General features: G+C 63.8%; 24 protein-coding genes. 11 read left to right on the top strand and 13 right to left on the bottom strand.

Translation table 11 applies throughout. From position 1 onward, the window contains the following. Window positions 1–14: 14 nt before the first annotated feature. Window positions 15–956 carry a hypothetical protein gene (locus AC4FIJ_RS04715; protein WP_490335567.1) on the top strand — a complete coding sequence of 314 codons (942 nt, stop codon included), beginning with the start codon at window positions 15–17 and terminating at the stop codon, window positions 954–956. An 18-nt stretch (window positions 957–974) separates the two neighbouring features. Here the strand turns inward: AC4FIJ_RS04715 and AC4FIJ_RS04720 are convergent, their stop codons facing one another. Beyond that, window positions 975–2,312 (bottom strand): FAD-dependent monooxygenase, encoded by a 1,338-nt coding sequence (locus AC4FIJ_RS04720; RefSeq protein WP_490335568.1) that lies wholly within the window; start codon window positions 2,310–2,312, stop codon window positions 975–977. 188 nt (window positions 2,313–2,500) lie between these two features. Between AC4FIJ_RS04720 and AC4FIJ_RS04725 the strand changes: the two genes are divergently transcribed. From AC4FIJ_RS04725 to budC, 4 genes are all read left to right on the top strand, one after another. Further along, complete coding sequence (locus AC4FIJ_RS04725) at window positions 2,501–4,591, top strand: protein-disulfide reductase DsbD family protein (RefSeq protein ID WP_490335569.1); 2,091 nt, start codon at window positions 2,501–2,503, stop codon at window positions 4,589–4,591. Between the two features lie 107 nt (window positions 4,592–4,698). After that, window positions 4,699–5,130 (top strand): response regulator, encoded by a 432-nt coding sequence (locus tag AC4FIJ_RS04730; protein ID WP_490335570.1) that lies wholly within the window; start codon window positions 4,699–4,701, stop codon window positions 5,128–5,130. A 109-nt stretch (window positions 5,131–5,239) separates the two neighbouring features. Further along, window positions 5,240–5,680, top strand: coding sequence for a type II 3-dehydroquinate dehydratase (gene aroQ / locus AC4FIJ_RS04735; RefSeq protein ID WP_490335571.1), 441 nt, complete (start codon window positions 5,240–5,242; stop codon window positions 5,678–5,680). A gap of 116 nt (window positions 5,681–5,796) precedes the next feature. Continuing rightward, on the top strand, window positions 5,797–6,558 hold the full coding sequence (budC, locus tag AC4FIJ_RS04740) for a meso-2,3-butanediol dehydrogenase (protein WP_490335572.1): 762 nt from the start codon (window positions 5,797–5,799) through the stop codon (window positions 6,556–6,558). Window positions 6,559–6,613: 55 nt separating this feature from the next. On the opposite strand, the gene AC4FIJ_RS04745 is transcribed toward budC, so the two are convergent. The 5 genes from AC4FIJ_RS04745 to AC4FIJ_RS04765 form a co-directional block, all read right to left on the bottom strand. After that, on the bottom strand, window positions 6,614–7,363 hold the full coding sequence (locus AC4FIJ_RS04745) for a 3'(2'),5'-bisphosphate nucleotidase CysQ (RefSeq protein ID WP_490335573.1): 750 nt from the start codon (window positions 7,361–7,363) through the stop codon (window positions 6,614–6,616). A gap of 2 nt (window positions 7,364–7,365) precedes the next feature. Further along, window positions 7,366–9,297, bottom strand: a complete 1,932-nt coding sequence (gene cysN, locus AC4FIJ_RS04750; RefSeq protein ID WP_490335574.1) for a sulfate adenylyltransferase subunit CysN — start codon at window positions 9,295–9,297, stop codon at window positions 7,366–7,368. Continuing rightward, window positions 9,297–10,211 (bottom strand): sulfate adenylyltransferase subunit CysD, encoded by a 915-nt coding sequence (cysD, locus tag AC4FIJ_RS04755; protein WP_490335575.1) that lies wholly within the window; start codon window positions 10,209–10,211, stop codon window positions 9,297–9,299. The genes cysN and cysD overlap by 1 nt, the downstream gene beginning before the upstream one ends. A 142-nt stretch (window positions 10,212–10,353) precedes the next feature. Further along, window positions 10,354–10,893 carry a TspO/MBR family protein gene (locus AC4FIJ_RS04760; protein WP_490335576.1) on the bottom strand — a complete coding sequence of 180 codons (540 nt, stop codon included), beginning with the start codon at window positions 10,891–10,893 and terminating at the stop codon, window positions 10,354–10,356. Next, complete coding sequence (locus tag AC4FIJ_RS04765) at window positions 10,890–11,684, bottom strand: TlyA family RNA methyltransferase (protein WP_490335577.1); 795 nt, start codon at window positions 11,682–11,684, stop codon at window positions 10,890–10,892. Before AC4FIJ_RS04765 ends, AC4FIJ_RS04760 begins: the two co-directional genes overlap by 4 nt. A 186-nt stretch (window positions 11,685–11,870) precedes the next feature. Between AC4FIJ_RS04765 and AC4FIJ_RS04770 the strand changes: the two genes are divergently transcribed. From AC4FIJ_RS04770 to AC4FIJ_RS04780, 3 genes are all read left to right on the top strand, one after another. Beyond that, a complete protein-coding gene (locus AC4FIJ_RS04770) occupies window positions 11,871–12,431 on the top strand; it encodes a hypothetical protein (RefSeq protein ID WP_490335578.1) in 561 nt (186 codons plus the stop codon). 886 nt (window positions 12,432–13,317) lie between these two features. Further along, the gene (locus tag AC4FIJ_RS04775) at window positions 13,318–13,572 is read left to right on the top strand and encodes a hypothetical protein (protein ID WP_490335579.1); all 255 of its coding nucleotides are present in this window, start codon (window positions 13,318–13,320) and stop codon (window positions 13,570–13,572) included. A gap of 188 nt (window positions 13,573–13,760) precedes the next feature. After that, the gene (locus tag AC4FIJ_RS04780) at window positions 13,761–15,797 is read left to right on the top strand and encodes a 3-hydroxyacyl-CoA dehydrogenase NAD-binding domain-containing protein (RefSeq protein ID WP_490335580.1); all 2,037 of its coding nucleotides are present in this window, start codon (window positions 13,761–13,763) and stop codon (window positions 15,795–15,797) included. 20 nt (window positions 15,798–15,817) lie between these two features. Here AC4FIJ_RS04780 and AC4FIJ_RS04785 read toward each other — a convergent pair whose 3' ends face one another. Together AC4FIJ_RS04785 and AC4FIJ_RS04790 are read right to left on the bottom strand one after the other, a co-directional pair. Further along, window positions 15,818–16,801, bottom strand: coding sequence for a glucokinase (locus AC4FIJ_RS04785; protein ID WP_490335581.1), 984 nt, complete (start codon window positions 16,799–16,801; stop codon window positions 15,818–15,820). 55 nt (window positions 16,802–16,856) lie between these two features. Next, entirely contained in the window at window positions 16,857–18,026 is a 1,170-nt protein-coding gene (locus AC4FIJ_RS04790) for a D-alanine--D-alanine ligase (protein ID WP_490335582.1), read from the bottom strand. Between the two features lie 103 nt (window positions 18,027–18,129). On the opposite strand from AC4FIJ_RS04790, the gene AC4FIJ_RS04795 reads away from it, so the two are divergent. The 3 genes from AC4FIJ_RS04795 to AC4FIJ_RS04805 all read left to right on the top strand — a co-directional run bounded on the left by AC4FIJ_RS04795 (window position 18,130) and on the right by AC4FIJ_RS04805 (window position 20,959). Next, on the top strand, window positions 18,130–18,918 hold the full coding sequence (locus AC4FIJ_RS04795) for an alpha/beta fold hydrolase (protein WP_490335583.1): 789 nt from the start codon (window positions 18,130–18,132) through the stop codon (window positions 18,916–18,918). Beyond that, entirely contained in the window at window positions 18,915–20,522 is a 1,608-nt protein-coding gene (locus AC4FIJ_RS04800; protein ID WP_490335584.1) for a Mur ligase family protein, read from the top strand. The genes AC4FIJ_RS04795 and AC4FIJ_RS04800 overlap by 4 nt, the downstream gene beginning before the upstream one ends. Window positions 20,523–20,623: 101 nt before the next feature. Beyond that, a complete protein-coding gene (locus AC4FIJ_RS04805; RefSeq protein ID WP_490335585.1) occupies window positions 20,624–20,959 on the top strand; it encodes a PilZ domain-containing protein in 336 nt (111 codons plus the stop codon). Here AC4FIJ_RS04805 and mmsB read toward each other — a convergent pair. Genes mmsB through AC4FIJ_RS04830 form a run of 5 tightly spaced genes read right to left on the bottom strand, consistent with a single transcriptional unit; the run spans window position 20,956 to window position 25,171 of the window. After that, window positions 20,956–21,825 (bottom strand): 3-hydroxyisobutyrate dehydrogenase, encoded by an 870-nt coding sequence (gene mmsB / locus AC4FIJ_RS04810; RefSeq protein ID WP_490335586.1) that lies wholly within the window; start codon window positions 21,823–21,825, stop codon window positions 20,956–20,958. The two genes, AC4FIJ_RS04805 and mmsB, sit on opposite strands and share 4 nt — an antisense overlap. Window positions 21,826–21,863: 38 nt before the next feature. Beyond that, window positions 21,864–22,646, bottom strand: coding sequence for an enoyl-CoA hydratase-related protein (locus tag AC4FIJ_RS04815; RefSeq protein ID WP_490335587.1), 783 nt, complete (start codon window positions 22,644–22,646; stop codon window positions 21,864–21,866). Next, the gene (locus tag AC4FIJ_RS04820; protein WP_490335588.1) at window positions 22,643–23,698 is read right to left on the bottom strand and encodes an enoyl-CoA hydratase/isomerase family protein; all 1,056 of its coding nucleotides are present in this window, start codon (window positions 23,696–23,698) and stop codon (window positions 22,643–22,645) included. The genes AC4FIJ_RS04815 and AC4FIJ_RS04820 overlap by 4 nt, the downstream gene beginning before the upstream one ends. Continuing rightward, window positions 23,695–24,837, bottom strand: a complete 1,143-nt coding sequence (locus AC4FIJ_RS04825; protein ID WP_490335589.1) for an acyl-CoA dehydrogenase family protein — start codon at window positions 24,835–24,837, stop codon at window positions 23,695–23,697. Before AC4FIJ_RS04825 ends, AC4FIJ_RS04820 begins: the two co-directional genes overlap by 4 nt. 34 nt (window positions 24,838–24,871) lie before the next feature. Next, entirely contained in the window at window positions 24,872–25,171 is a 300-nt protein-coding gene (locus tag AC4FIJ_RS04830) for an I78 family peptidase inhibitor (RefSeq protein WP_490335590.1), read from the bottom strand. Window position 25,172: the final 1 nt, after the last annotated feature.

Genomic DNA, 25,172 nt, shown 5'->3' on the forward strand with positions numbered 1-25,172 from the left:
AGAAACAGAACCCGATGGTATCCAATTCCCCCGACATCTATGCCCCCTCCGGTCCGACAAGGGGCACCAACCGCATGCGCAAGATCGCGGCAAGCGTGCTGCTTGCCTTTGTGCTGGGTGTCGCCGCGGCCTTCTATCTGGCGTGGAGCACCGGCTGGCTGGCCGAGGAGCCGGCTGAAACCGCGGCGCCTGCCGCGGCGGTCGAGTCCGCGCCGACGCCGGATGCCGAACTGACCGCTGCCGCGCCCTTGCCAAGCGTGCCGGTGGGCGAGCCGACCGCGGCGCAGCGCATGCGCGATCTGGAACGACGGCTGGACCGGCTGGACATGCAGGCAGAGGCCGCGTCGGGCAATGCCGCGCGCGCGGAAGGCCTCCTCGTCGCCTTTGCCGCACGCCGGCTGGTCGAACGCGGCGCACCGCTGGGCTATCTGGAAAACCAGCTGCAACTGCGCTTTGGCAATGCACAGCCCAATGCCGTGCGCACGATCATCAACAGCGCGCGCAATCCGGTTACCCTCGACCAGCTTCGTCAAGGTCTGCAGAACCTGCCCCAGACCGCGACCACCGAATCCGACGATCTGACCGGCTGGCCGCGCATCCGTTCCGAAATCGCTAGTCTGTTCGTGCTTCGGCAGGCCGATGCGCCTTCTCCGCAGCCCGTCGTGCGGCTTGAACGCGCGCAGCAATTGCTGAATGACGGGCGGGTAGAGGCTGCCGCCGCGCTGGTCGAACGCCTGCCCAATCGCGAAGCGACGCGGGAGTGGCTTGAGAATGCGCAGCGCTATGTCGCGACGCAGCAGGCGCTGGACCTGATCGAGACTGCCGCCTTGCTCGAACCGCGCAATCTGGGCGATTCGCAGGGGCAGCCCGTTCGCCAGCCCAGCCCCGCGTCTCCGGCTTCCGAAGGCAACGCTGCGCCGACTGCCAGCACCCAGACGGTGCAATCGGCGCGCTAGGCCGCGCTCACCGAACGATCAGCCGTCCTGAAGCAGTTCGGGAAGCTTGCCCGACACGCCGCGCGCCTCGTCCATGAACCAGCGCTTCAGCGGATCGGTGCGCTCGATCGCGCCCATGCCAAGGCGGCGGATCGCGCTGGCGGCGCGGCCGGGGACGCCGAAGATCCATGTTAGCCCGTCGGTCGCCACCGCGACCATCAGATCGTCCAGCCCGCGCCATTGCTGATAGCGTTTCAGCAATTCAGCATCGCCGAGGTCCAGCCCCAGCCGCACGCCTTCGCCCAGCACTTCGGCCAGCGCCGCCGCGTCGCGCAGGCCAAGATTCAGGCCCTGCCCGGCAATCGGGTGGATGCCATGCGCGGCATCGCCCACCAGCGCCAACCGCTCGGCAATGATGGTAGGCGCGTGATGGAACCCCAGCGGATAGGACGACCGCGGGCTGGCAAGCTCAAGCCTGCCCAGCAGCCCGCCCATGCGCTTTTCCGCTTCGGCAAGGAACGCCTTCTCGCCCAGCTTCAGCCACGCGGCGGCGTCGTCCTCGGCCACGGTCCAGACCAGGGCGGTACGATGGCGGCCCTGATCGTCGTCCTTCATGGGAAGCAGCGCGAAGGGCCCGGCGGGATAGAATATCTCCCACGCGATGCCGTCGTTGGGCTTGTCATGCGCAAGGCCGCAGATGATCGCGCGGTGGCGATAGCTCCAATGCGCGATGGCAAGGCCCGCCTGATCACGCGTGGGCGATGCGCGCCCTTCCGCCCCGACCATAAGGCTGCCTTCGAACCGCCTGCCGTCGTCCAGCACCGCCGCCACGCCGTGATCGCCGCGTTCGCGCACGGTGACATTGGCATTGGGGTGATAGGCGATCTCGGGCACGTCTTTCACCGCATCGAACAGCGCAAGGCGCAGGCGGCGGTTTTCGAACATGCGGCCCAGCGATCCCTCTTCGGGCGCGGGGCGAAACCGCAGTTCGCCCGGCTTCAACTGGTCGCTGACGGCGATTTCTGTAATCGGGCTGGCAAAGGCCTCCAGCCTCTCGGCAAGGCCGATATTGCCGAACAGGTTCCAGCTGGCAGTGGAGATGGCGGAGGCGCGCCCGTCGAAACCCTCTGCCGTTTGCGATGCGGGATCGGCTGCGTCGAGCACATGGCTGGTGATCCCCTGCCGCACCAGCGCCAGCGCCAGTGTCAGCCCGACCAGGCCGCCCCCGACGATCACCACATCGCGCCTGCCCGTTTTACCAGTGTGGCCCGTTTTACCAGTATGGCCCGTGTCACCGGTATGGCCCGTATCGCCTGTCGCCATCTCATCCATCGCCCTATCAATCAGCCCGATATCGACCATTGCATCATCGGACATCCAAGTGCCCTTTGGTGCGAAATGGCCGCGCGCATTGGTGTCATCGCGCCTCGCCACTTATGGACATGGCGCAAAGCCAGCCCTAAGTCCCACGCGAGTTTAGATATGTCACCCAGATGGCCGCCCCCTCGCCCCGGTGCAAGCCCCACGGCCCCCATGGCGCGCTTTCCAAGGTTCATGACCGCCGCATGATGCAGACCAGCCCATTCACGATGCCGATCCGGTCGATCCGCCTGCTGGCGGCGGCCCTGCTGGTCGTGCTGGCGGCCTTCGTTTCCGTTGCGGCAAGCGCGCAGGATCAGCGTGCCAATCACATCGCGGCCCGGCTTGTGCCCGAACGCGCCGCCATGCCGGGCGAGACCATCGAACTGGCGATCGAGATGGTGCCGCAGGACGGCTGGCACGGCTATTGGCTCAATCCCGGCGATGCCGGTTTCGGCATGGGGCTCGACTGGGACCTGCCCGCCGGGGCGAGCACCGGGGAACCGCGCTATCCGACGCCCGAGCCGCTGCTGATCGGCACGCTGATGAACCATGTGTACGAAGGGCCCTATGCGGTGCTGGTGCCCTTTACGGTGCCGGACGATGCGGCGCCGGGTTCAAGGCTGAAGATCGGGGTGGAGGCCGACTGGCTGGCGTGTACCGACCGCGTGTGCGTTCCCGAACAGGCCGATCTGTCCGCAACGATCACGGTTGCCCAGACGGCGGGCAAAGCGGATGCACGCTTCGACCGCTGGCGACAGGCGCTCCCCGCCCCGGTCGCGTCACAGGGCCGCTATGCCATCGACGGCGAGCAGATGCGGATCGCCGTCCCCCTTGCCGCCGGGGCGGAGGCCTCGGATCCGCACCTCTTCGTCGCCGACGACGGCTATGTCGATTATGCCGCGCCGCAGAGCTTCTCTCGCGAAGGGGACTGGCTGGTCGCCTCCACCACGGCGCGGCAAGGCGCGGAAGGCGACGGACCGGTCGCCATGGTCCTGCGCCTCGACGGTGCGGGGACCGGCATCGCCTTCACGGCAGAACCGGGAGATGTGCCAGCAGTCGCGGCAGCGGGCGGCGTTCCCGATACATTGTGGGGCGGCGCGGGGCTGGCGCTTGTGCTGGCGGCCTTTGCGGGCGGCCTGCTGCTGAACATCATGCCGTGCGTTTTCCCCATCCTCAGCCTGAAGGCGATCCATCTGGCGCGCGCGGGCGGAGACGGCCATGCGGCGCGGCGCGAGGCGCTGGCCTATACGGCAGGGGTCGTGCTGGCCGTCCTCGCGCTGGGCACGGTGATGCTGGCCCTGCGCGCCGCCGGGAACGAGGTTGGCTGGGCCTTCCAGTTGCAGGAACCGGCCACGGTCGTGCTGCTGCTTGCACTGGTGGCGGCGATCACCGCCAATCTGGCCGGCATGTTCGAATTCACCCTGCCCGTCCGGGTCGAGGCTGGCGGAGGCGGCGCATTCATGACCGGCCTGCTCGCGGCGGTCGCGGCCACGCCTTGTACCGCGCCCTTCATGGCGGCGGCGATGGGCGCGGCACTGCTTCTACCGCCGGTGCAGGCGCTTGTTCTGTTCGCAGCACTCGGCCTTGGGCTGGCCGCGCCTTTCCTCGCGATCGGTTTCATCCCCGCCGTGCGGCGCATGTTGCCAAGGCCCGGCGCGTGGATGGTTCGGTTCCGCCATATCATGGCCATGCCAATGGCGCTGACTGGGCTCGCACTGCTGTGGCTGTGCGTGCGGCTGGGCGGCGTGCCGCTGCTGGCGGGCGGACTGGTCATCGTGGCAATCGTGCTGGGCCTGTGCTGGATCGCGCGGAGGAAACAGCGGGGCGGCGGATCGGCCCTGATGCCTGCCGTCGCGGCCTGCCTCGTCGCGGTCGTCGGTGCGGCCGGTGCCAGCGCCCTTGCGCCGCCGGACGGTGATCGGGGATCGGATGTCGCTATTCCCGGCTCGATTCCGTTTGACGAACAGGCCTTGGCGCAGGCACGGGCGAAAGGCCCTGTGTTCCTCTATTTCACCGCCGATTGGTGCGTGACCTGCAAGGTCAATGAAAGCGTGGCGATCGATCGCGATTCCGTCATCGACAGCTTTGACGAACACGGGGTGACCGTCATGGTCGGCGACTGGACGCGCCGCGACCCCGCGATCACCCGCTTTCTCGCCAGCCAGGGCGCCGCGGGCGTTCCATTGTATCTGTGGTATCGTCCGGGACAGGGTGCCGAGCAATTGCCGCAAGTTTTGCACAGCCAATTGCTGATTGACCGGGCCACCTTGTCGAACCCCACCACACGTCTATAACATTTGGTATATTCGTCGCTGCACGGAACCCGGTGTCACATCCCGCGTTTTCGAATTTGCGGTCGGCTATCCCGGACGGGACAGATCCGGGTAACGACAATTGAAGCTTGCAGCGTTTTAGTGGGGTAGTCGGTTCGATCATGACTGCGGGGGGGCCAGTCCAGCAAATGGATTGCAGAGAACGGCCAGTGATTCTTCTTGTTGAAGATGAAATGATCATCGCATTCGACCTACACGATCGGCTCGAGGATTCGGGCTTTACCGTCGACGGGCCATATCCCAGTGTCGCCCGTGCGATGACTGCGATCGGCGCGATGCGCCCGCAGGCGGCCGTTCTGGATGTTCAACTGACCGATGGCGACGTGATACCCTTGGCCGACCGGCTTGTGGAAATGGACGTTCCGATCATTTTCCATTCCGGCCACGCCAAACCCGATGCGCTTAAGCTGCGCTATCCCACTGCAACCGTTTGCGCCAAGCCCTGCTCTCACGGAATTCTTGAGGATTCGCTGCGCACGATCCTGGTCCGGAATTGCTGATCAGTCGCTTGCGCGCCGGCACCAGAGTATTCGGATCGACCGGCACCCATTGCAACAAACCGGCAGTCATGTCACGAGACGGGCGCATGCACCGGCGGGGGACGACATCATGGGGCTGATCTGCGTATTTAACGGGCCCAATCTGAACCTTTTGGGCACGCGGGAGCCCGAAATCTATGGCCGTGACACGCTCGACGATGTCGAGAGCATGTGCGCCGAACGCTGCCGTTCGCTGGGCCATGCGATGCGGTTCACCCAATCCAATTCCGAAGGCGATCTGGTCACTTGGATCCAGGAAGCACGCGGCAAGGCGGATGGCATCGTCATCAACCCCGCCGCCTATACCCACACCTCTATCGCGATCCGCGACGCGCTGGCCGCGTTCGACGGACCGTTTGTCGAGGTTCACATCTCGAACGTCCATGCGCGAGAGAGTTTTCGCCACCGCAGCATGCTGTCCGATCTGGCCGCAGGCGTGATCGTAGGCTGCGGCGTGGCAGGGTACGGCTATGCGATCGACACGGTTTCACGGCTGCTGGAAAAAGGCTGACCGGCCTGCCCGGCACCGCCGGTGGCGAACGGAACAAAAGCGTTTCTGACCAGTCCATATTGCAAGCGCAGGCCGATCTACGGCCTTTCGAACATGCAATATCGACAGGGATTTAAATGGAACGCTTCAAGGACAAAACGGTCATCGTGACGGGCGCGGGATCGGGAATAGGCACGGCAACCGCACAACGCTTTGCCCAAGAGGGCGCGACGGTCGCCCTTTTCGGTCATTCGGATTCGGTCGAACAGGCCCTTACCAAGATGCCGGGCGACAAGGCCTTTACGGTGAAGGTCGACGTACGCGCCCCGGACAATGTGAAGGCGGCGATCGACATGGTCGCCGAAAGGACCGGCCGGATCGACGTGCTGGTCAATAATGCGGGCGTCGCGGTCACCGGACCGCCGGACGAGCTGACCGACGAGGATTGGGACAAGGTCCTTCGTACCAATGTCGATGGCGTGTTCCATTGCAGCCGCGCGGCCATCCCGCATCTTGAGAAGACGGGCGGCTGCATCGTGAATACCAGTTCGGTTTCCGGCATGGGCGGCGACTGGGGAATGCTGGCCTACAACACCTCGAAAGGCGCGGTGACCAATTTCACGCGCGCTCTGGCGCTGGATCTGGGCAAGCGCGGGATACGGGTGAACGCGGTCGCCCCCTCGCTGACCGATACGAAGATGGCGCAAGGCATTCTGGAGGACGAGGAGAAGCTGGCCAAGTTCAAGGAACGCATGCCGCTCGACCCTCCCGCGCAGCCGTCCGACGTCGCGGCGGTGATTACGTTCCTGGCGAGCGACGACGCGCGCATGGTGTCGGGCGTGATCCTGCCGGTCGATGGCGGCGTCACCGCGGCCAATGGTCAACCGCCCTTGGGCTGACGGGCAACCTGGGACCCGGCCCCACCGCAGGGCCGGGTCCAGGGCACGAAAGCCGTCAGGACAGTTCCGACACCAGCTTGAGCACCCGCTCCGCATGCTCCTTGCGGCAGATCAGCAGGTCGGGGAGCGAAACATCCTCGCGGTTATAGAGCAAGGGCGACCCGTCGATGCGCGAGGCGTGCAGCCCATGCGCCAAGGCCACCGCGGCGGGAGCGCAATTGTCCCACTCGTACTGGCCGCCCGAATGCAGATAGATATCCGCCTCGCCGCGGATGATCGCCATGGCCTTGGCGCCCGCGCTGCCCATCGGGACCAGTTCCGCCCCGATGGCCTCGGCCACGGCCTCGCTGTCCTTGCCGGGGCGCGTGCGGCTGACGACCATGCGCAGCTTTTCGGGCGCCTGCGGCAGGGCTGCGATCCGGTCGGTGCGCAGCACTTCGGGAACGCCGGGTAGCGCAACAGCGCCGATCACCGGCTCCCCCTTGATCGCAAGACCCACGTGGACGGCCCAATCGGTCCGGCGTTCGCCATATTCGCGGGTGCCGTCGACCGGGTCGATGATCCACACGCGGTCCTTGTGCAGCCGTTCCAGCGTGTCGCGGCTTTCCTCGGATAGCACGCCGTCCTCGGGCCGCTGCGCCGCGATGGCGCGCATCAGGAAAGCGTTGGCGGTATTGTCGCCCGCGCTGCCCAGCGGCTTGCCGTCGATCAGGCCGCTGTCGCGCACCTCGACCGCGATGCGTCCGGCGAATTCGGCCAGCCGCGCCGCCAGTTCGGCATCGTCCTTGATGATCGCTTCACCCATCGTCACCACCCTAGCACATGTTCGACGATACGGTCGGCGGCTTCCTCGGCCGTCATGCTCGTCGTGTCGATCCGGATTTCCGGGCTCTCGGGCGCTTCATAGGGGCTGTCGATGCCGGTGAAATTCTTGAGTTCACCCGAACGCGCCTTCTTGTAGAGGCCCTTCACATCGCGCGATTCCGCCACGCTGAGCGGGGTATCGATGAAGACCTCGACGAATTCGCCTTCCTCCATCATCGCGCGCACCATGTCGCGCTCGGCGCGGAACGGGCTGATGAAGGCGGTGACGACGATAATACCCGCGTCGGTCATCAGGCGCGCGACCTCGCCCACGCGGCGGATATTCTCGATCCGGTCGGCGTCAGTAAAGCCGAGGTCCTTGTTGAGCCCGTGGCGCACATTGTCGCCGTCCAGCAGGAAGCTGTGGCGGTTCATCCGGTGCAGCCGCTTCTCCACCAGATTGGCGATGGTCGACTTGCCCGAACCCGACAGGCCGGTGAACCAGAGCACCTTCGGCTTCTGGTTCTTGAGATCGGCGCGCGCCTCGCGCGTGATGTCCATCGCCTGCCAGTGTACGTTCTGGGAACGGCGCAGCGCGAAATGGATCATGCCGGCGGCGACCGTCTGGTTCGTGATCTTGTCGATCAGTATGAACCCGCCCAGCGCCTTGTTCAGCCGGCCCTGATCGTCGCGATAGGGCAGGAAGGTCAGCGGCTTGTCCGTCACCATCTCGGTCACGCCGATGGCATTCAGTTCTAGCGTCTTGGCCGCCAGATGATCCAGCGTGTTGACGTCGATCTGGTACTTCGGCGCCTGCAGGCTGCACGACACGGTCTGCGCCGCGCATTTCAGCCAGTAGGAGCGGCCCGGCAGCATCGCCTCATCCGCCATCCACACGATGGTGGATTCGAACTGGTCGGCGCTTTCGGGCGGATTGTCGGCGGCGGCGATCACACTGCCGCGCGAGACGTCAACCTCGTCCTCCAGCGTGATGGTGACCGACTGACCGGCCTGCGCCTCTTCCAGATCGCCATCGAAGGTGACGATCGACTTCACGGTGCTGGACTTGCCCGATGGCACAATACGGACGGGATCGCCCGGCTTGACCGTGCCGCCGGTGATCTGCCCCGAAAAGCCACGGAAATCGAGGTTCGGGCGGTTCACCCATTGCACCGGCATGCGGAAAGGCTTGGCGAGATCCTCGTCCGCCGACAGCTCCACCGATTCCAGGTGCTGCATAAGGGTCGGACCGGTGTACCACGGCGTGTTGGCCGACAGTTCGGTGATATTGTCGCCCTTGAAGCCGGAGATCGGGATGGCGGTGAACGCCTCGATCCCCAGTTCCTCGGCGAATTCTCGGTAATCCTGCACGATGTCGAGGAAGGCCGAGCGGTCGTAGTCGACCAGGTCCATCTTGTTCACCGCCAGCACGACATGCTTGATGCCGACCAGATGGGCGAGATAGCTGTGCCGCCTCGTTTGCACCAACACGCCCTTGCGCGCATCGACGAGGATGACGGCCAGATCGGCGGTCGATGCACCCGTCACCATATTGCGCGTATATTGCTCGTGCCCCGGCGTGTCGGCGACGATGAACTTGCGCTTTTCGGTCGAGAAGAAGCGATAGGCGACGTCGATGGTGATGCCCTGCTCGCGCTCTGCCGCAAGCCCGTCGACCAGCAGCGCGAAATCGATTTCCTCGCCCTGCGTGCCGACCTTCTTGCTGTCGGATTGCAACGCGTCGAGCTGGTCCTCGAAAATCATCTTGGAATCGTAGAGCAGGCGCCCGATCAGCGTGCTCTTGCCGTCGTCCACGCTGCCGCAGGTGATGAAGCGGAGCATGGTCTTGTGCTGGTGCGTTTCGAGATATGCGTCGATATCTTCCGCGATCAGCGCATCGGTCTTGTAGACGGGCTCTTTTTCGATGTCGGCCATCAGAAATAACCCTCCTGCTTCTTCTTCTCCATGCCGGCGCCGCCGGCATCCTTGTCGATGACACGGCCCTGCCGTTCGCTGGTCGTGGTGAGCAGCGTTTCCTGAATGACTTCGGACAGCGTGGTCGCCTCGCTCTGGACCGCACCGGTCAGCGGGAAGCAGCCCAGCGTGCGAAAGCGGACCGAGCGTTCGGTGATCTCGGGCCGGGTACCCATCACCTGCTCCAGTCGCTCGATGTCGTCGGCCATGAACAGGCCGCCCTCGTAAATGAAGGTGGGGCGCTTGGCGGCAAAATAGAGCGGGACGATCTCGATGCCCTCAAGCTGGATGTATTGCCAGATGTCCAGCTCGGTCCAGTTGGAGATGGGGAAGACTCGGATGCTCTCCCCTTTCGCCTTCTTCGCGTTGTAAAGGTTCCAGAGTTCCGGCCGCTGGTTCTTGGGGTCCCAGCCATGGCTGGCGGTGCGGAACGAAAACACGCGCTCCTTCGCGCGGCTCTTCTCCTCGTCGCGCCGTGCACCGCCGAAGGCCGCGTCGAAACCGTATTTGTCGAGCGCCTGCTTCAGCCCCTCGGTCTTCCACATGTCGGTGTGCAGCGGACCGTGGTCGAACGGGTTGATGCCGCGCTCCTTCGCCTCGGGGTTCTGATAGACCAGCAGCTCCATCCCCGCGTCCTTCGCCGCCTTCTCGCGCAGCTCGTACATCGCCTTGAATTTCCAGGTCGTGTCGACGTGCAGCAGGGGGAACGGCGGCGGGCTGGGATAGAATGCCTTCTTGGCAAGATGCAGCATCACGGCGCTGTCCTTGCCGACGGAGTAGAGCATGACCGGGTTGTCGGCCTCTGCCGCCACTTCGCGGATGATATGGATACTCTCGGCCTCTAGCCGTTCGAGATGGGTCAATGCACGCGGCAAGATACGCTCCCGTTGTCAGGTCGCACAGCGGTCTGGCTGCTCGATCAACGAGATAACGAGAGCGATTTGACGCGGGTAGAAATAAAAGCTTGCTAAGCCTCAAGCCATTTTTTTGCGGAGATGTCGCGCAGATGATCCGGCGTCAGTTCAACTGCCAGAATTGCAGGTTGAGCACCGATGCGAATGCGACCCATGCCAGATACGGCACCAGCAACCCCGCCGCCAGCGGACTCACTCGCGCGAAATAGGCGATAGTGGCCAGCACCAGCACGACCATCATCACGATCCAGAAGAAGCCGAAGGCGATCATGTGCATGCCGAAAAAGATCGGCGACCACAGAAGATTGGCGGCGAACTGGACGCCGAACATCACCAGCGCGGATTTCTTATGCTCCTTGCGGTCGCTTGCCAACACCAGCGCGAGAGCAAAGCCCATGAGCGCGTAGAGGATTGTCCATACGACACCAAACAGCCAGCCGGGCGGATAGATGTCGGGCTTGACCAGCGCCTCGAACCAGGGATCGTCCGCTCCCGAACCGGAAAGCTGGCCCGACAACAGGCCAAGCACGACGATGACGGGCACGCAGACCATCGCCCACCAGAGGACGGACTTCTGCCGGTAAGCGGGCTGATGTTTCGCTGCGGGCGGTGCGTCGGCTTTGTTGCTGATCGGCTCGTTCATGCCTCTTCAAACCCTCCATCCGCCGCGCGCGTTCCCCGTCCGGCCCAGATCAGGAACTCGACATTGCCTTCGGGCCCCTTGATCGGGCTTTCAGTCAGGCCGCGCACGGTCCACCCCTCGCCCTCCAGCCATGCGGCCACTTCATCGCACACGCGGCGATGCAGGACGGGATCGCGCACCACGCCGCCCTTGCCCACTTCTTCGCGGCCCACCTCGAACTGCGGCTTGATCAGGGCGACCAGTGTCGCGTCATGCGCGGCCAGCGACAGAGGAACGGACAGCACTTTTGCCAGCGAGATAAAGCTGGCGTCGCAAACGACCCAGCTGCAGGGGCGGTCGATGTGATCGGTCGTCAGGATACGCGCGCTGGTCTGCTCCAGCACCGTCACGCGCGGATCGCTACGCAGTTTCCACGAGAGCTGGTTCGTCCCCGAATCGACCGCGAACACACGTTCGGCGCCATTGGACAAAAGGACATCGGTAAAGCCGCCCGTCGAGCTCCCGATATCCATCGCGGTCGCGCCCTGCGGATCAAGAGCGAAATGATCCAGCGCATGGGCGAGCTTGATGCCGCCGCGCGAAACCCATGGGTGATCGCGCCCGCGCACCTCGACCGGCGCATCTTCGGGCAATTGCTGGCCGGGCTTCGACATCTTCACCTCGCCTGAAAAGACCAGCCCCGCCATGACCAGCGCCTGAGCCCGGCTGCGGCTTTCGGCCAGTTCGCGTTCGACCAAGATCTGGTCGATGCGTTTTTTCTGCGGTTTGGCGCGGGCAGAGGTTGGAGGCATGGGATGGCGGGTTTCTGTGATGATCGGTCGGCGGGAAGTCGGCGGGAAAAGGCGCTCTGGCCGATTGGGCTTGAGCATGCGGCCAAGGCTTCGCATAAGCGCCCCATGACGCCAAGCCGCAATTCAGCCTCGCCCCTTACCGAAACCCTCTCCAGTTCTCAGCGAAAAGCCCTTGCGGCCCGCGCAATGCGGCGTTGCTGGACGATCACGGGCACGATGATCGCGGCGAGCGGGCTGCTGCTCGCCGCGGCCTGTGCGCCGAGTCGTCCGGCACCGGCGCCAGCCCCCGCACCGGCTCCGACGCCTGCACCGGCCCCGGCGCCCGCCGTCACGCCGCAACATTCGATCGCGGATTGGGCTGATCTGCCCGCGACGCCGGGCACGTGGACCTATCGCGCGGACGGCAATGTCACCCGTGCGCTATTCGGGACCACGCAGTCGGGCGCCCAGTTCACCATGGCCTGCGAAAAGGCCAGCCGGCAGATCCGCTTGTGGCGCGCCGGCAGCCCGGCCAGTGTCGCCGAGACGGGCATGACCATCGCCACCACGTCGACCACGCGGACCGTTCCCGGCGCGATCCAGTCCGGCCAGATTCCGCAACTGGTCGCAAGCCTGTCGCCCAATGATTCGCTGATCGACGCGATCGTCTTTTCGCGTGGACATTTCGCGGTCGGGGTCACGGGAATGCCGCTGCTTGTGATGCCCAGCTGGGGGGAAGTCGCAAGGGTTGCGCAGGACTGCCGCTGAACCCTGCGGAACCGCCGCTTTGCGGGGACAGGCCAAGGCTATGTCAGAAGGCTGCGCCGGTATTCGCGACAACCCGTCTATCCTGACAGTGAATAAAACCGATTCAAGTCTTGTCGTTGCAAGGCAAAAAAAGCACGTTGCGAATCAAGGACGGGGCGACGGGATGTCGGCAGCCACAGGGCAGCCAACGGCCCGTATCCCGCCCCGGCCCGGCCGCACGCAAGGCACCTGGGGGCTTGCGGATGAGCGGTAGTCTTGGCCCCGGCGCGAAAGGAGGTGATCCGATGTCTCATGGTCCAGCAGAGAGGTCGGTGAAGTCCACTACGAGGCATTATCGCTAAGTGGTCGCCGCCCCGTTATTCGGTAACGACTGACCATCTGTGGAACGGCGTTCCGAACGGAACATTTCCGAACGAAACAGGGGCGCGAAAACGCGATAGAGGCATCGTCAGGGCGGCACTTCCTGGCCGCTGACCATGCGAAACCCCGTGGCGAGCATTCTCGCTGCGGGGTTTCTCATATCGAGTGGGATATCCCATCAGCGTTGCATCTGGCGGCAGCGTGAGTGCGATTCATCGCATTTGCGAGAACCTTTCGCCCTTCGGTTCATTTCAAGGGCAAGGTAATGTGAAAAAAACGAGCGTGGCTCAAAGACTTCTTGGAACGCTAATTGTCTGAAAGTCTGATTGCGGTAACTGTCAGGTTCTCCGCACACATGGCGGAAAGTGGCCCGGGCCTTGGTAGCTTTAAGATGTTGTCGCTGATGCGCTCCATCTCGCAACTGCAACAAGATCGCGCCGAAAATACGCTGCATTGCAAAGTGATCGATTTTCGGATATAACGGAATAGAACGCTAACCGAATAGCCATATCAAAAGCGGGGTAATATGCTGCTGAAGAAAGTCACTGCCGCGATTACAATCGCTGGATTGGCGACCGCACCGGTTGCCGCTCATGCTTCGCCGCTGGGCACCGTTGGTACGTCGAACCTGCGCGTATCGGCCCCGGCCGGTTCTGCCAGCAAGCTTAATGCCGAAGGAAACGGCACCCTGCTGATCCTTCTTGGCCTTGCCCTTATCGCGGGCGGCGTGATCGTGCTTACGGATGATGACGACTGCGGTTGTCCGCCGGTCAGCTTCTGATCCGTCACCAGTAATTCGAATTTCGGGCTGCTCGATTTTCTGGATCGGGCGGCCTTTTTCATGGCGGGCGCATCGGTTGGCACGACAACTGGCATTTCGTCCATTTGCCATTCGCGACCGGGCCAGCCATCCCACAGCCTGCATATGCGAAGCGATTCGCTTCAACAGGCCGTTTGGGAGAGCAAGCTATGGGCGAAGCCGTCACCGTCAGCGTAGAAAATGGCATCGCGATCGTCACGATCGCCAATCCGCCAGTCAATGCATTGGGTCATTCCGTCCGCTCGGGGCTTGATAAGGCTGCCGACCGAATCGATTCGGACGTCGACATCCGCGCCGCCATCATCCGCGCCGACGGATCGACCTTTCCCGCCGGCGCCGACATCGGCGAATTCCCCAATGTTCCGCAGCCCTTTCACGGCGACGTTTTCGACAAGATCGAGGCTTTGCCGAAACCCGTCATCGCCGCCATCCACGGGACCACGCTTGGCGGAGGCCTGGAACTGGCGATGGCCTGCCATTACCGCGTTGCCGCCGACGATTCCAAGATGGGACTGCCCGAGGTTCAGCTGGGCCTGCTGCCCGGTGCGCGAGGCACGCAAAGGCTGCCCCGGCTGATCGGCGCGGAAGCAGCGCTTGGCATGATGCTGTCCGGCAAGCCGATCGCGGCGAAAAAGGCGCTCGATGCCGGGCTGGTCGACAAGATTGTCCCGCAGGCCGAACTGGACGCCGCGGCCATCGAAATGGCCACCGCGCTGATGGCGAAGGATGGCCCCCTGCCCCGCGCCTCGCAGGATAGCAACTGGACCGAAAAAGACCGCGCCGATCCGCAATTGTTCGACCGCGTGCGCGAAACCCATGGCCGGTCGTTCCGCGGGGTGATCGCGCCCAACGCGATCCTGACCTGCGTCAAGGCCGCCGTCGAACTGCCCTTCGAACAGGGCGTCGAAGTTGAAAGCAGCGAATTCGAACGACTTTTGGCATCCGACCAGTCCCGCGCGCTGATCCATGTGTTCTATGCCATGCGCGAAACGGCGAAAGTGCCCGGCATCGGCAAGGAGACGCCTCTGGTCGACATCAAGAGCGTCGGAATCATCGGCGCGGGGACCATGGGCGGCGGCATTGCGATGTGCTTTGCCAATGCGGGCATTCCGGTGAAGCTGGTCGAGGTAAAGCAGGACGCGCTCGACCGCGGGCTGGGCGTGATCCGCAAGAATTACGAAAACACGGCGAAGAAGGGCCGCCTGACGGACGATCAGGTCGAATCGCTGATGGATTCCATCACCGGCACATTGGCGATGGAGGACTTGTCCGACGTCGATCTGGTGATCGAGGCCGTGTTCGAAAGCATGGAGATCAAAGAAAAGGTCTTCACTCGCCTCGACGCCATTGCAAAGCCGGGCGCGATCCTCGCCTCTAATACCAGCTTCCTCGACATCGACCACATCGCGGCAATGACCAAGCGGCCGGAGATGGTGCTGGGCCTGCACTTCTTCTCTCCCGCCAATGTCATGCCGCTGCTGGAAGTGGTGCGGGGCGAGAAAAGCTCTGACAGCGTGATTGCGACGGGGATGAAGCTGGGCAAGACATTGCGCAAGACGCCCGTGCTTGCCCGCGTGTGCGACGGTTTCATCGCCAACCGCCTGATGTTTCCCTATATGGTCGCCAGCCAGAACATGCTGCTGCGCGGCACGCCCATGCAGGAGATCGACGCGGTGATGCGGCAATATGGCTTTGCCATGGGCCCCATCGCGCTGCTCGACCTGATCGGGCTGGACGTCATCACCTTCCCCGGCGAGACGACGATGACCGGCGAACTGGTCAAGGCCGAACGCCGCGGGCAAAAGCTGAACGGCGGCTTTTACGATTATGACGAGAAACGCCGCGGCACCCCCTCGCCCGCCGCGCTGGATATCATAGACAAGGTGCGTCAGGCGAACGGCGTAGAGGCCGCTCCCCCACTGTCACCCGATGAGATCCTGACCGGATTGCTCTATCCTGTGGTGAACGAGGGTGCGAAGATCCTTGAAGAAGGCATTGCCCTGCGCGCAGGAGACATCGATGTGACGGCGATCCTCGGCTATAACTGGCCGTCCTATCAGGGCGGGCCGATGTGCTGGGCCGACATTCACGGGCTGCCGAAGATCGTCGCGGGGCTTGAAAAGATGGGCATCGAGCCTTCCGCCCTGCTCGCCGAAAAGGCCGCGTCGGGCGGTTCGTTCACCTGACCGGCGCCGCCGCGGCGGTCCTAGCCGGGCGCATGCGCCTGGGCATAGGCCGCCGCCGCGCCGAACAGGCCGGGTTGCGGGTGCGTGATCAGCTTGACGGGTATCTTCTCCATCAAGCCCCTGAACCGGCCCTTGTAGACGAAGCGGTCGGAAAAGCCGGGCTTCGACAGCTCGTCCTTCAGCCGCAGGCCCAGCCCGCCGGCAATGACAACCGCATTCGCGCCATGCGCAAGCGCAAGATCGCCCGCCGCCGCGCCCAGGATCATGCAAAAGCGCTCGCACGCCATGACCGCGACCGGATCGCTGCCTGTCAGCGCGGAAAGCCATAATTCGCGGTCGTCGCCAGACGGCACCGTCAGCCCCTCGATCCGGGCGATCGATTCGGCGAGATAGACGATAGCGGGTCCGGAACACATCCGCTCAACCGATACGCGCGGCAGCGAGGCGCGTACATGCGAGAGGATCTGCTCCTCCACCCGATCCTCGGGCGCGAAACCGATATGTCCGCCTTCGGTCGGCTGCACGCGGTAGGACCCGTCGGGCCGCCGGACCAGCGCTGCAACGCCCAGTCCGGTGCCCGGACCCGCAATTGTGGTGGTTCCATGCGGAGGGAATTGCTCGGGTCCGGTCAGATGGACGAAATGGGCGGGATCGGCGGCGGCCACGGCATGGCCCACCGCCTCGAAATCATTGATCAACAGATGCGAATCGAGCCCGAGTTCGCTTGCGATGTCCGCAGGCCGGATCACCCAGTGCGAATTCGTGAACTGGATTTCCTGCGCGCTGACGGGTCCGGCAACCGCGATCGCCGCCGCGCGGGGCAGCGGCTCGCCCTGCGAATCCGCGAAACGCTTCCACGCAGCGGCCAGCCCCGATACGCTTCCCGTGGCCAGCGTGACAGGTTCGGCCAAGTGAGTGACTGAACCGTGATCCACTTCGGCAAGGGCAAAACGGGCGTTGGTGCCACCGACATCGATGGCGACGATTTTCTGTGCGGATGTCATGGGAAACCTGCCTAGCAGCGCTGCCGTGATACGAAAGCCTGCAATCGTATGCGTGTCATCGCGGGAGCAAAAAGGCGCCTTGCGGAACGGGGTCGTCGAAACGCTTCACGCTGCCGGCCAGCGCCTCGGCGACGAGATGGTTGACCAGTTCGGGAAACAGCAGCGGCTCCTCGGCCGCTTCCCACAGAAAGAAGCCATAGCTGCCGGGGATGGCATTGATCTCGTTGAACCAGATCTCGCCGGTTTCGCGGTTCGACATGAAGTCGATGCGCGGCGCTCCGCGGTGGCCCAGCGCGATGAATGCGCGGCGCGCATAATCGTGGATCGTCGCCTTCATTTCGCCCGGGAGATCGGGATTGATGTCGCGGGTAAGCGACAACATGCCCTCGGACGGCAGGAAGGAGCCCTTTGAGCCGCCACCGGACGAAAGGTATTTTTCCTTGAAATCAAGCAGTTCCGCGCCGCTCTTGGGCCGCTCTATCGCGGAGAGCTTCACCTCCTGCGTATCGCGGTCCCAGCGCATGGCGATGTTGTATTCGACGAGGTTCTGAACCTGCGGCTCGATGATGGCCAGATTGTCCTGCGCCAGCACATAGGCGACCAGCGCGGGCAGATCGGCCGCGCTTTTCGCCAACCCGACGCCGATCGAACTTCCCAGATTCGCGGGCTTCACGATGGTGGGAAAACCGAACTTCGCCTCGACCTCTGCGATCAGGGCATCGGTGTCCGCCAGCCTGGCGCGATTGGCGGTGACGTGATCCAGCACGTTCACGCCCGCCAGCTTGACCAGCGCCTTGGTCGCGTCCTTGCGCATTGCCATCGCGCTCGATCCCGCGGCAAAGCCCGTGACCGGAATGCCCAGCAATTCGAAATGGCCCTGAAGGCGACCGTCCTCTCCGAACGGGCCGTGGAACACGGGCAGCACGCAATCGATCGGCATCTGCTCGCCGCCCTGCAGCGTCTGCATGACCGGCCCGCGCTCGCTCCAGCGAAAGAACACCTCCGGCGCGCCGGACGGTTTCGGCTTGAACCGCCTGATATCGCGAAGAAAAGGCGCGGAGAAAAAGCGGTTCTCGAAATCGGTGTACACGGGGATCACCTCGATCTCGCGCACGTCGCAGCCGTCCATCAGCTGATGCGCCGACACGACCGAGACGTCATGCTCCTGGCTCGCGCCGCCGAACAGCACGGCGACCCTCAGCCTGTTGTCATTCGCGCCTGTCATTCCCGCTCCGCCATTTGCGCTATCCCCAGTTCCAACGCAGGCCACCCACAGGGCATCGCCCGCCAATCTTGTGCGCCGCATCTGGCGCTGTAAGAAGGGCGGCATGAAGCCTCCCCATCATATCCGGATCGGCACGCCCGGCGCACCGAAAGTGGCGTTTGGCCACGGCTGGGACCGGTCGCATCGCGATTTCATCCCTGTTGCCGAGGCGCTTGCGCCGCTTGTCGATGCCTACCTGTTCGATCTGCCCGGTTTCGGCAAGAGCGAGAGGCCCGATGATGCATGGGGAACGGTGGAATACGCCGATTACATGGCGCGCCACATGGTTGACCAGCTGGGTTTCGATCTTTGCACATGGGTCGGACACAGCCTTGGCGGGCGCATCGGCCTGCGGCTTGGTCGCCGTTCGGGCGGATTGATCGAGCGGCTGGTGATTGTCGCCGGTGCTGGCATCCCACGAGAGCTGAGCCAATGGGAACGGCTGAAGCGCAAGCGCAATTCGGCCAAATTCCAGAAGCTGAAAGCCAGTGCGAAGGACGAGGCGGAACTGATCGAACTGGAACGCAAATTCGGCAGCGTCGATTACGTGCACAGCCGCGAAACCGGCATGCGCGACATCTTCACCGCGACTGTGAATGAGGATCAGAGCCCCGATCTTGCCCGCATCATGATGCCGACAACGCTGATCTATGGCGCCGAGGACAAGGACACCCCGCCGGAGATCGGCCGCAAGATCGCATCCTTGGTGCCCAACGCCAGCTATGTCGAAGTCCCCTTCTGCGACCATATCTCGATCCTCGATCGCGGACGGCACCAGATTGCGCTGGCGATCAAGGAGGGACTGCCAAAGGGCGCGCCGACGGCTGACGGCTTTGCGGGGGCCCGGACATGATACTGGCGCCTATCGCGATCTTCGCCGCCGCCTTCGCGTTCCTGCTGTGGGTGCGGCTGCACACGCTGCTCACCTATTTCCAGCAGGAGGAATATGATGCGAAGCGTTTTCCCGCCGCGATCCTGCGCATGCGGCTTTACGACGTGCGCGCCAGCATTGTGCTGCTGGTCCTTACGCTTGTCAGCGCGCTGGCCTATTCGCGCGGGAACCTGATCGGCGTATCGGTAACCGCCATTCTGGCCAGCGCCGCGCTTCTGGCCGGTATCGCCTGGCTCGAACGGCAATACCGCTACAAGAAGCCGCTCGCCCTGACGGAGCGGGCGCGGCGGATCCGCAACGTGGCGGCGATCATATCCCTGCTGCTTGTCCTGCTGGCCTCCATGGGGCCAATACAGGCGCTGATCGCGGTGCAATTGCCGCCGGTTGCGCTGATCATCGCGAATGCCATTCTCCAGCCTGTCCAGAACAAGGTGAACGAAGGCTTCGTGACCGAGGCGCGGGAAAAGCTGGCCCGGCTCGACCCCGTCCGCATCGGCATCACCGGCAGCTTCGGCAAGACCACGACCAAACACATCTTTGCCGAGGTTCTGGGCGTGGCCGGGCCGGTGTTCTATTCGCGCGGGTCGATCAACACGGTGCTTGGCCTTACCCGCCACATCCGCGAGCGGCTGCAATGGAGCCACCGGTTCTTTATCGCGGAAATGGGCGCATACGGCATCGGTTCGGTGGCGCGGCTGTGCCGCTTCGTGCAGCCCGACTATGGCATCGTCACGGCCATAGGCGACGCGCATACCGAACGTTTCGGATCGGTCGAGAATATCGCGAAGGCCAAATCCGAACTGGTGGAATCCGTCTGCGAAAAGGGCGGCACGGCCGTCGTCGCGACCCAGGTAATGGACTATGCCCCCTTCCGCGGTCTGGCCGAGCGTTATCCCGGTCAGGTCGTGACAGTCGGCCCCGAGGAAACCGCCGATATCCGGATCGCCTCCGCCGCGCTGCAGGATGCCGACTGGGTGATCACGCTGGAAGACCGGCGGCAGGGCGGGTTCGGCACGCTCAGTTACGACCTGCCGCTGCTGGGCGAGCATAATGTCACCAACTCGGCGCTGGCTGTGGCGATGGCCGCGATCATCGATCCCTCTATTGCCAAGCGCATTCCACTCGTCACGCCCGATGTCGAGCAAGTCCCGCACCGCCTGCAAAAGCGCGAAAGCCCCGGCGAGCCGCTGGTTCTGGACGATGCCTATAACGCGAATGAGGCGGGTTTCCGGAATGCCGTTGCCGTAGCAGCGGAACTCGCGCGGCAGCGCGGCGGGCGCGCGATCCTTGTTACGCCGGGAATCGCTGAACTGGGCATGGAGCACGACCGCGTCCACGCCAAGCTGGGCGAATATGCCGCCGGGCTTGCGGATGTGATCTATGCGGTAAACCCGTCGCGCATCGGCAGCTTTACCTCTGCCCTGTCGGCAGCGGGCAAGCCCGCGATCGAGGTCGCCAGCTTCAGCGAAGCGCGCAAGGCCTTGAAACTGGACGCCAAGTCTGAAGACGTCGTGCTTTACGAGAACGATCTTCCCGATCTGCTGGAGGAAAAGCGCCTGCTGTGATCGCGAGGCCGCAGGCGAATCGCGTTGACAACAGCGACAGCTTGCTGACGATCCGCGCCAATCGATGATACTTGTCGCCTGAACCCATAGCCGGAGCCGCCATGAATCTGCGTATCGAAGACCGCTCGCGAGTGACGGTTCACGGCCTGTACCGCGTTCAGAACGGGCGTGAGCGTGCCGCGATCATCATCGACCTCTCTTCCAAGGGATGCCGCCTGCTGGAACGCATGTACCAGTTGCCGATCGGCGCCGACATCATGCTGACCATGGGGCATATCTCAGCATTTCCGGCGCGCATCTGCTGGAACGAGGGATCGTTCTATGGCGTGGAGTTCAAGCGTCCATTGCACCGCGTGGTGCTGGACCATCTCTATCGCGGCGGCGCGCCCATATTGCGCGCGCCGTCCGGTGAGGAATTGCCCGCCAGCGAAGCCTAGAGCGTTTCGAAGATCGCGCCGAAATCCTTGCCGCCCAGCCCGGCCGCATTCGCGGCTTCGTAGATCTCCGCCGCCTTGCTGCCGAGTTCGACCTTGGCACCGCTACGCTCTGCCGCGTCCATCGCCAGCTTGAGGTCCTTGAGCATCAGCGCAACCGCGAAACCACCCGCATAGCCATTGTCGGCGGGGCTGGCGGCGCCCACCCCCGGCGCAGGCGTATAGTCGTTGAGCGACCAGCAATAGCCCGTCGATTTCGAACTGATCTCGTGGAATTTCTCCATCGCCAGCCCGTTGCGCTCGGCCAGCTTGAGCGCTTCGCAAGTGCCGATCATGTGGCAGGCGAGCAGCATGTTGTTGCACATCTTGGCGACTTGGCCCGCGCCGCCCTCGCCCGCGCGGATGACCGCCTTGGCCATCGGGTTCAGCACCGTTTCGGCCCGCTCGAACGCTGTATCGGTGCCGCCCACCATGAAAGTCAGCGTGCCGCCATTGGCCGCCGCTATACCGCCTGAAACCGGTGCATCGACCATGTCGTATCCGGCCTTTTCCGCAGCCTCGATCACCTTGCGCGCGGTCGCGACGTCGATGGTCGAACAATCGATCATCAGCGCGCCTTGCGGAGCATGGCCGATCACCTCGTCAGTATAGACCTTGTCCACGATCTGGCCGTTGGGCAGCATGGACACCACCGCATCGACGCCTTGCACCGCCTCTTTGGCCGAGCTGAAGCCCGTGCATCCAGCTTCGCGGGCCTGCGCGAGCGCGGTTTCGCTAAGGTCGAAGGCGCGTACGTCATGTCCCGCCTTCGCCAGATTCGCGGCCATCCCGCCGCCCATGTTGCCAAGGCCGATGAAGGCGATCCTCATGCTTTTAGTCCTCTCGATATCGTGATTTGCGGAACGTCTCAGCGTCCCTTCCACTGGCCTTCGCGCTTTTCGACAAAGGCGGACATGCCTTCGGCCTTGTCCTCGGTCGCGGTCAGGATCTGGAACATGCGGCGCTCCGCGAGCAATCCCTGATCAAGCGTGGTCTCGAACGCGATATTGACCATCTCCTTGTTCATCATCGCGGCCATCGGCGGCATCGCGGCAATGGCGGCGGCGGTCGTGAGCGCGTCGTCCAGCAGTTCGGCGGCGGGCACCACGCGTGCGACCAGTCCGGCCCGCTCGGCTTCCCCGGCATCCATCATCCGGCCCGTCAGGCACATTTCCATCGCCTTGGACTTGCCGACCGCGCGGGTCAGCCGCTGCGATCCGCCCATGCCGGGCGCGACGCCCAGCTTGATCTCGGGCTGGCCAAATTTCGCGGTGTCGGACGCGAGGATGAAGTCGGCCATCATCGCCAGCTCGCACCCGCCGCCCAGCGCGAAGCCGTTGACCGCGGCGATCCACGGCTTGCGGGTTTTCTTGACCAGATCCGCCGTCCAGCCAGCGAAGAAATCCTCGAGGTAGAAATCGGCCGCCTGCTTATCGAGCATTTCCTTGATGTCGGCGCCCGCGGCAAAGGCCTTGTCGCCGCTGCCCGTCAACACGAGGCAGCGCTGGCCTCCGTCCTTCTCATAGGCGGCGAAGGCGCGGATCAGCTCGTCCAGCACCTGCGAGTTCAGCGCATTCAGCGCCTTGGGTCGGTTCAGCGTCACCAAGGTGACGGCATCTTTCTGTTCGACGAGGATCGTTTCATAGCTCATAGCGGTTTCCATTCCTGTTCTGGCGGGAGTGGCGCGAACACCGCATCGACGGCCTTGGGATCGATGTCGGCGACCCTGGCGGGTTTCCACTGGGGGTCGCCCGTCTTGTCGACGATCAGGGCGCGAACGCCTTCGGCAAAATCGGGGAGCATGATGGCACGCCCGGCCGCCCGATATTCCATCGTCATGTTCTCGGCGAAAGTCGATGCCCTCACCCCTTCGCGCAGCTGACGCAGGACGAGCGCGCAGGTCATCGGGCTCTTGCTGCGCAGCGTCTTCAGCTCCTTGGTCGCCCATTCGCCGCCATCGGCCTGAAGCGCATCCATGATCTCGGCCAAGGTATCGCCCTCGAACAGGCGGTTGATCGAGTCCATGTTTCCTTTCAGGCGCGGCTCCGGCGGCTCGACCGACAACTCGTCGAGAATGGCCTCTATCTGGCCGGGATCCTCGCTGATCCGGGCCTTGGCCTCGGCGGTCGCGCTGCTGTCCAGATAATGCGTGCCCAGCCCCGCCCACAGGCATTCCGACCCGTCCAGCCTTGCACCGGTCAGTCCGAGGAACTTGCCCAGCTGACCCGGCAGGCGCGACAAATACCAGCCGCCGCCGACGTCGCAGATCAGCCCGATGCCCGTTTCGGGCATGGCGTACCGGGTGTTTTCGGTGACGACGCGGTAGCGCGCGGGCTGCGATATGCCCACGCCGCCGCCCATGGTGATGCCGTCCATGAAGGCGACCACCGGCTTGGGAAAGGTGAACAGCAGGTGGTTGAGCTGATACTCGGTGTGAAAGAACGCGCGGCCCGATTTCCCGCCGTCTTCCAGCGCCGAATTGCGCAGGAGCGTCACGTCGCCGCCCGCACAGAAACCGCGGCCTTCGGCATGATCGATGACCACGGCCTTCACCTCGGCATCGTCGCGCCATTCCAGCAGCGCAGCGATCATCGCCTCGCACATTTCCATCGTCAGCGAATGAATCGCCTTGGGCCGGTTCAACGAGATGTGACCGATCCGGCTGCCCGGCTTGCCATGGGTATGGATCAGAACCTCGCTCATCGCACCATCTCCCGCCCTATGATCATGCGCATGATCTGGTTCGTGCCTTCGAGGATCGAGTGGACGCGCAGATCGCGCCACAGCTTCTCGACCGGATATTCCTTGAGATAGCCGTAGCCGCCGAACAGCTGCAGCGCCCGGTCGACGACACTGCTGCCGGTTTCGGTCGAGATCATCTTGGCCATGGCGGCAAAACGCGTCTTGTCGGGCGAGCCAGCCGTCACCTTGGCGGCGGCAAGGTAAAGAAGCGCCCGCGCCGCCTCCAGTTCTGCCGCCATTTCGGCCAGCATGAACTGCGTGTTCTGGAAATCCGCGATGGCGCGGCCAAACTGCTCACGGTCTTTCACATAGGCCAGTGCCTCGTCGATGGCGCGCTGCGCGCCGCCCAGCGAACAGGCGCCGATGTTCAACCGCCCGCCATCGAGACCCTGCATCGCGATCGCGAAGCCCTGCCCTTCGGCACCGATGATGTTCTCCTTGGGCACCTTCACCTTGTCGAGGATCAGCGCCGCGGTCGGCTGGGAGTTCCACCCCAGCTTCTTCTCCTGCGCGCCAAAGGACACGCCTTCCATGTCCTTTTCGATCACCATGCAGGAAATGCCCTTGGGCCCGTCCTCGCCGGTGCGGACCATGGTGACGTAGAGCTCGTTCACGCCGCCGCCCGAAATGAACTGCTTCGAACCGCTGACTTCCCAGTGATCGCCCTTGTCGACCGCCTTGGTCTTGAGCGCCGCCGCATCCGATCCCGATCCGGGTTCGGTGAGGCAATAGCTGGCAAGCGTTTCCATCGTGACCAGCGAAGGCAGATATTTCTCCTTCACCGCATCGGCGCCAAAGCAGTCGATCATCCAGCTGGCCATGTTGTGGATCGAGATGAAGGCGCTGGTCGAGGGGCAGCCATAGGCAAGCGCCTCCATGATTAGCGCTGCCTCCAGCCTGCCTAGCCCGATCCCGCCCGATTCCTCGGACACATAGATCGAGCCGAACCCCAACTCGCCCGCCTGCGTCAGCGTGTCGCGAGGCAGGATCTTCTTCTCATCCCATTCGGCGGCATGCGGGGTGATGGCATCAGCGGCGAAGCGCCGCGCCATCTCCTGTATGGCCTGCTGGTCGTCGGTAAGGTCGAACTGGCCTGTCATGGGTCCTCAAATCATCTGTGGGTGGCTCGCCCGATCAGCCGCAGCTGATCCGGTCGATCACCATGTTGTCGTCATAGGAAACCGTCAGGCGGTCGGGGCGATAATCCATCGTCATGGCGCTGCGCGGCGGACCCCAGCGCAATGTCCGCGCACCGGTCGCAGCGAGCAGTTCGGCGCCCAGCTCCGGGGTGGCGACCTGTCCGATACGGTCCTGAACATTATCGGCGTTACACACGCCCGAACCTCCGCGTTCGATCGGCGCGGCATCCGTGGACGGGGTCGTGCATCCCGTCACTGTCAGGGCTGCAACGGCAAGAAGAGAGATATGTCGCATC

Source organism: Croceicoccus sp. (assembly GCF_983967925.1).

Bases quoted from the DNA above. Each gene is read 5' to 3' on its own strand.
- AC4FIJ_RS04715 (WP_490335567.1), top strand. From the start codon at position 15: ATGGTATCCAATTCCCCCGACATCTATGCCCCCTCCGGTCCGACAAGG.
- AC4FIJ_RS04720 (WP_490335568.1), bottom strand. From the start codon at position 2,312: ATGTCCGATGATGCAATGGTCGATATCGGGCTGATTGATAGGGCGATG.
- AC4FIJ_RS04725 (WP_490335569.1), top strand. From the start codon at position 2,501: ATGATGCAGACCAGCCCATTCACGATGCCGATCCGGTCGATCCGCCTG.
- aroQ (WP_490335571.1), top strand. From the start codon at position 5,240: ATGGGGCTGATCTGCGTATTTAACGGGCCCAATCTGAACCTTTTGGGC.
- budC (WP_490335572.1), top strand. From the start codon at position 5,797: ATGGAACGCTTCAAGGACAAAACGGTCATCGTGACGGGCGCGGGATCG.
- AC4FIJ_RS04745 (WP_490335573.1), bottom strand. From the start codon at position 7,363: ATGGGTGAAGCGATCATCAAGGACGATGCCGAACTGGCGGCGCGGCTG.
- cysN (WP_490335574.1), bottom strand. From the start codon at position 9,297: ATGGCCGACATCGAAAAAGAGCCCGTCTACAAGACCGATGCGCTGATC.
- AC4FIJ_RS04760 (WP_490335576.1), bottom strand. From the start codon at position 10,893: ATGAACGAGCCGATCAGCAACAAAGCCGACGCACCGCCCGCAGCGAAA.
- AC4FIJ_RS04765 (WP_490335577.1), bottom strand. From the start codon at position 11,684: ATGCCTCCAACCTCTGCCCGCGCCAAACCGCAGAAAAAACGCATCGAC.
- AC4FIJ_RS04770 (WP_490335578.1), top strand. From the start codon at position 11,871: ATGCGGCGTTGCTGGACGATCACGGGCACGATGATCGCGGCGAGCGGG.
- AC4FIJ_RS04775 (WP_490335579.1), top strand. From the start codon at position 13,318: ATGCTGCTGAAGAAAGTCACTGCCGCGATTACAATCGCTGGATTGGCG.
- AC4FIJ_RS04780 (WP_490335580.1), top strand. From the start codon at position 13,761: ATGGGCGAAGCCGTCACCGTCAGCGTAGAAAATGGCATCGCGATCGTC.
- AC4FIJ_RS04785 (WP_490335581.1), bottom strand. From the start codon at position 16,801: ATGACATCCGCACAGAAAATCGTCGCCATCGATGTCGGTGGCACCAAC.
- AC4FIJ_RS04790 (WP_490335582.1), bottom strand. From the start codon at position 18,026: ATGACAGGCGCGAATGACAACAGGCTGAGGGTCGCCGTGCTGTTCGGC.
- AC4FIJ_RS04795 (WP_490335583.1), top strand. From the start codon at position 18,130: ATGAAGCCTCCCCATCATATCCGGATCGGCACGCCCGGCGCACCGAAA.
- AC4FIJ_RS04800 (WP_490335584.1), top strand. From the start codon at position 18,915: ATGATACTGGCGCCTATCGCGATCTTCGCCGCCGCCTTCGCGTTCCTG.
- AC4FIJ_RS04805 (WP_490335585.1), top strand. From the start codon at position 20,624: ATGAATCTGCGTATCGAAGACCGCTCGCGAGTGACGGTTCACGGCCTG.
- mmsB (WP_490335586.1), bottom strand. From the start codon at position 21,825: ATGAGGATCGCCTTCATCGGCCTTGGCAACATGGGCGGCGGGATGGCC.
- AC4FIJ_RS04815 (WP_490335587.1), bottom strand. From the start codon at position 22,646: ATGAGCTATGAAACGATCCTCGTCGAACAGAAAGATGCCGTCACCTTG.
- AC4FIJ_RS04820 (WP_490335588.1), bottom strand. From the start codon at position 23,698: ATGAGCGAGGTTCTGATCCATACCCATGGCAAGCCGGGCAGCCGGATC.
- AC4FIJ_RS04825 (WP_490335589.1), bottom strand. From the start codon at position 24,837: ATGACAGGCCAGTTCGACCTTACCGACGACCAGCAGGCCATACAGGAG.
- AC4FIJ_RS04830 (WP_490335590.1), bottom strand. From the start codon at position 25,171: ATGCGACATATCTCTCTTCTTGCCGTTGCAGCCCTGACAGTGACGGGA.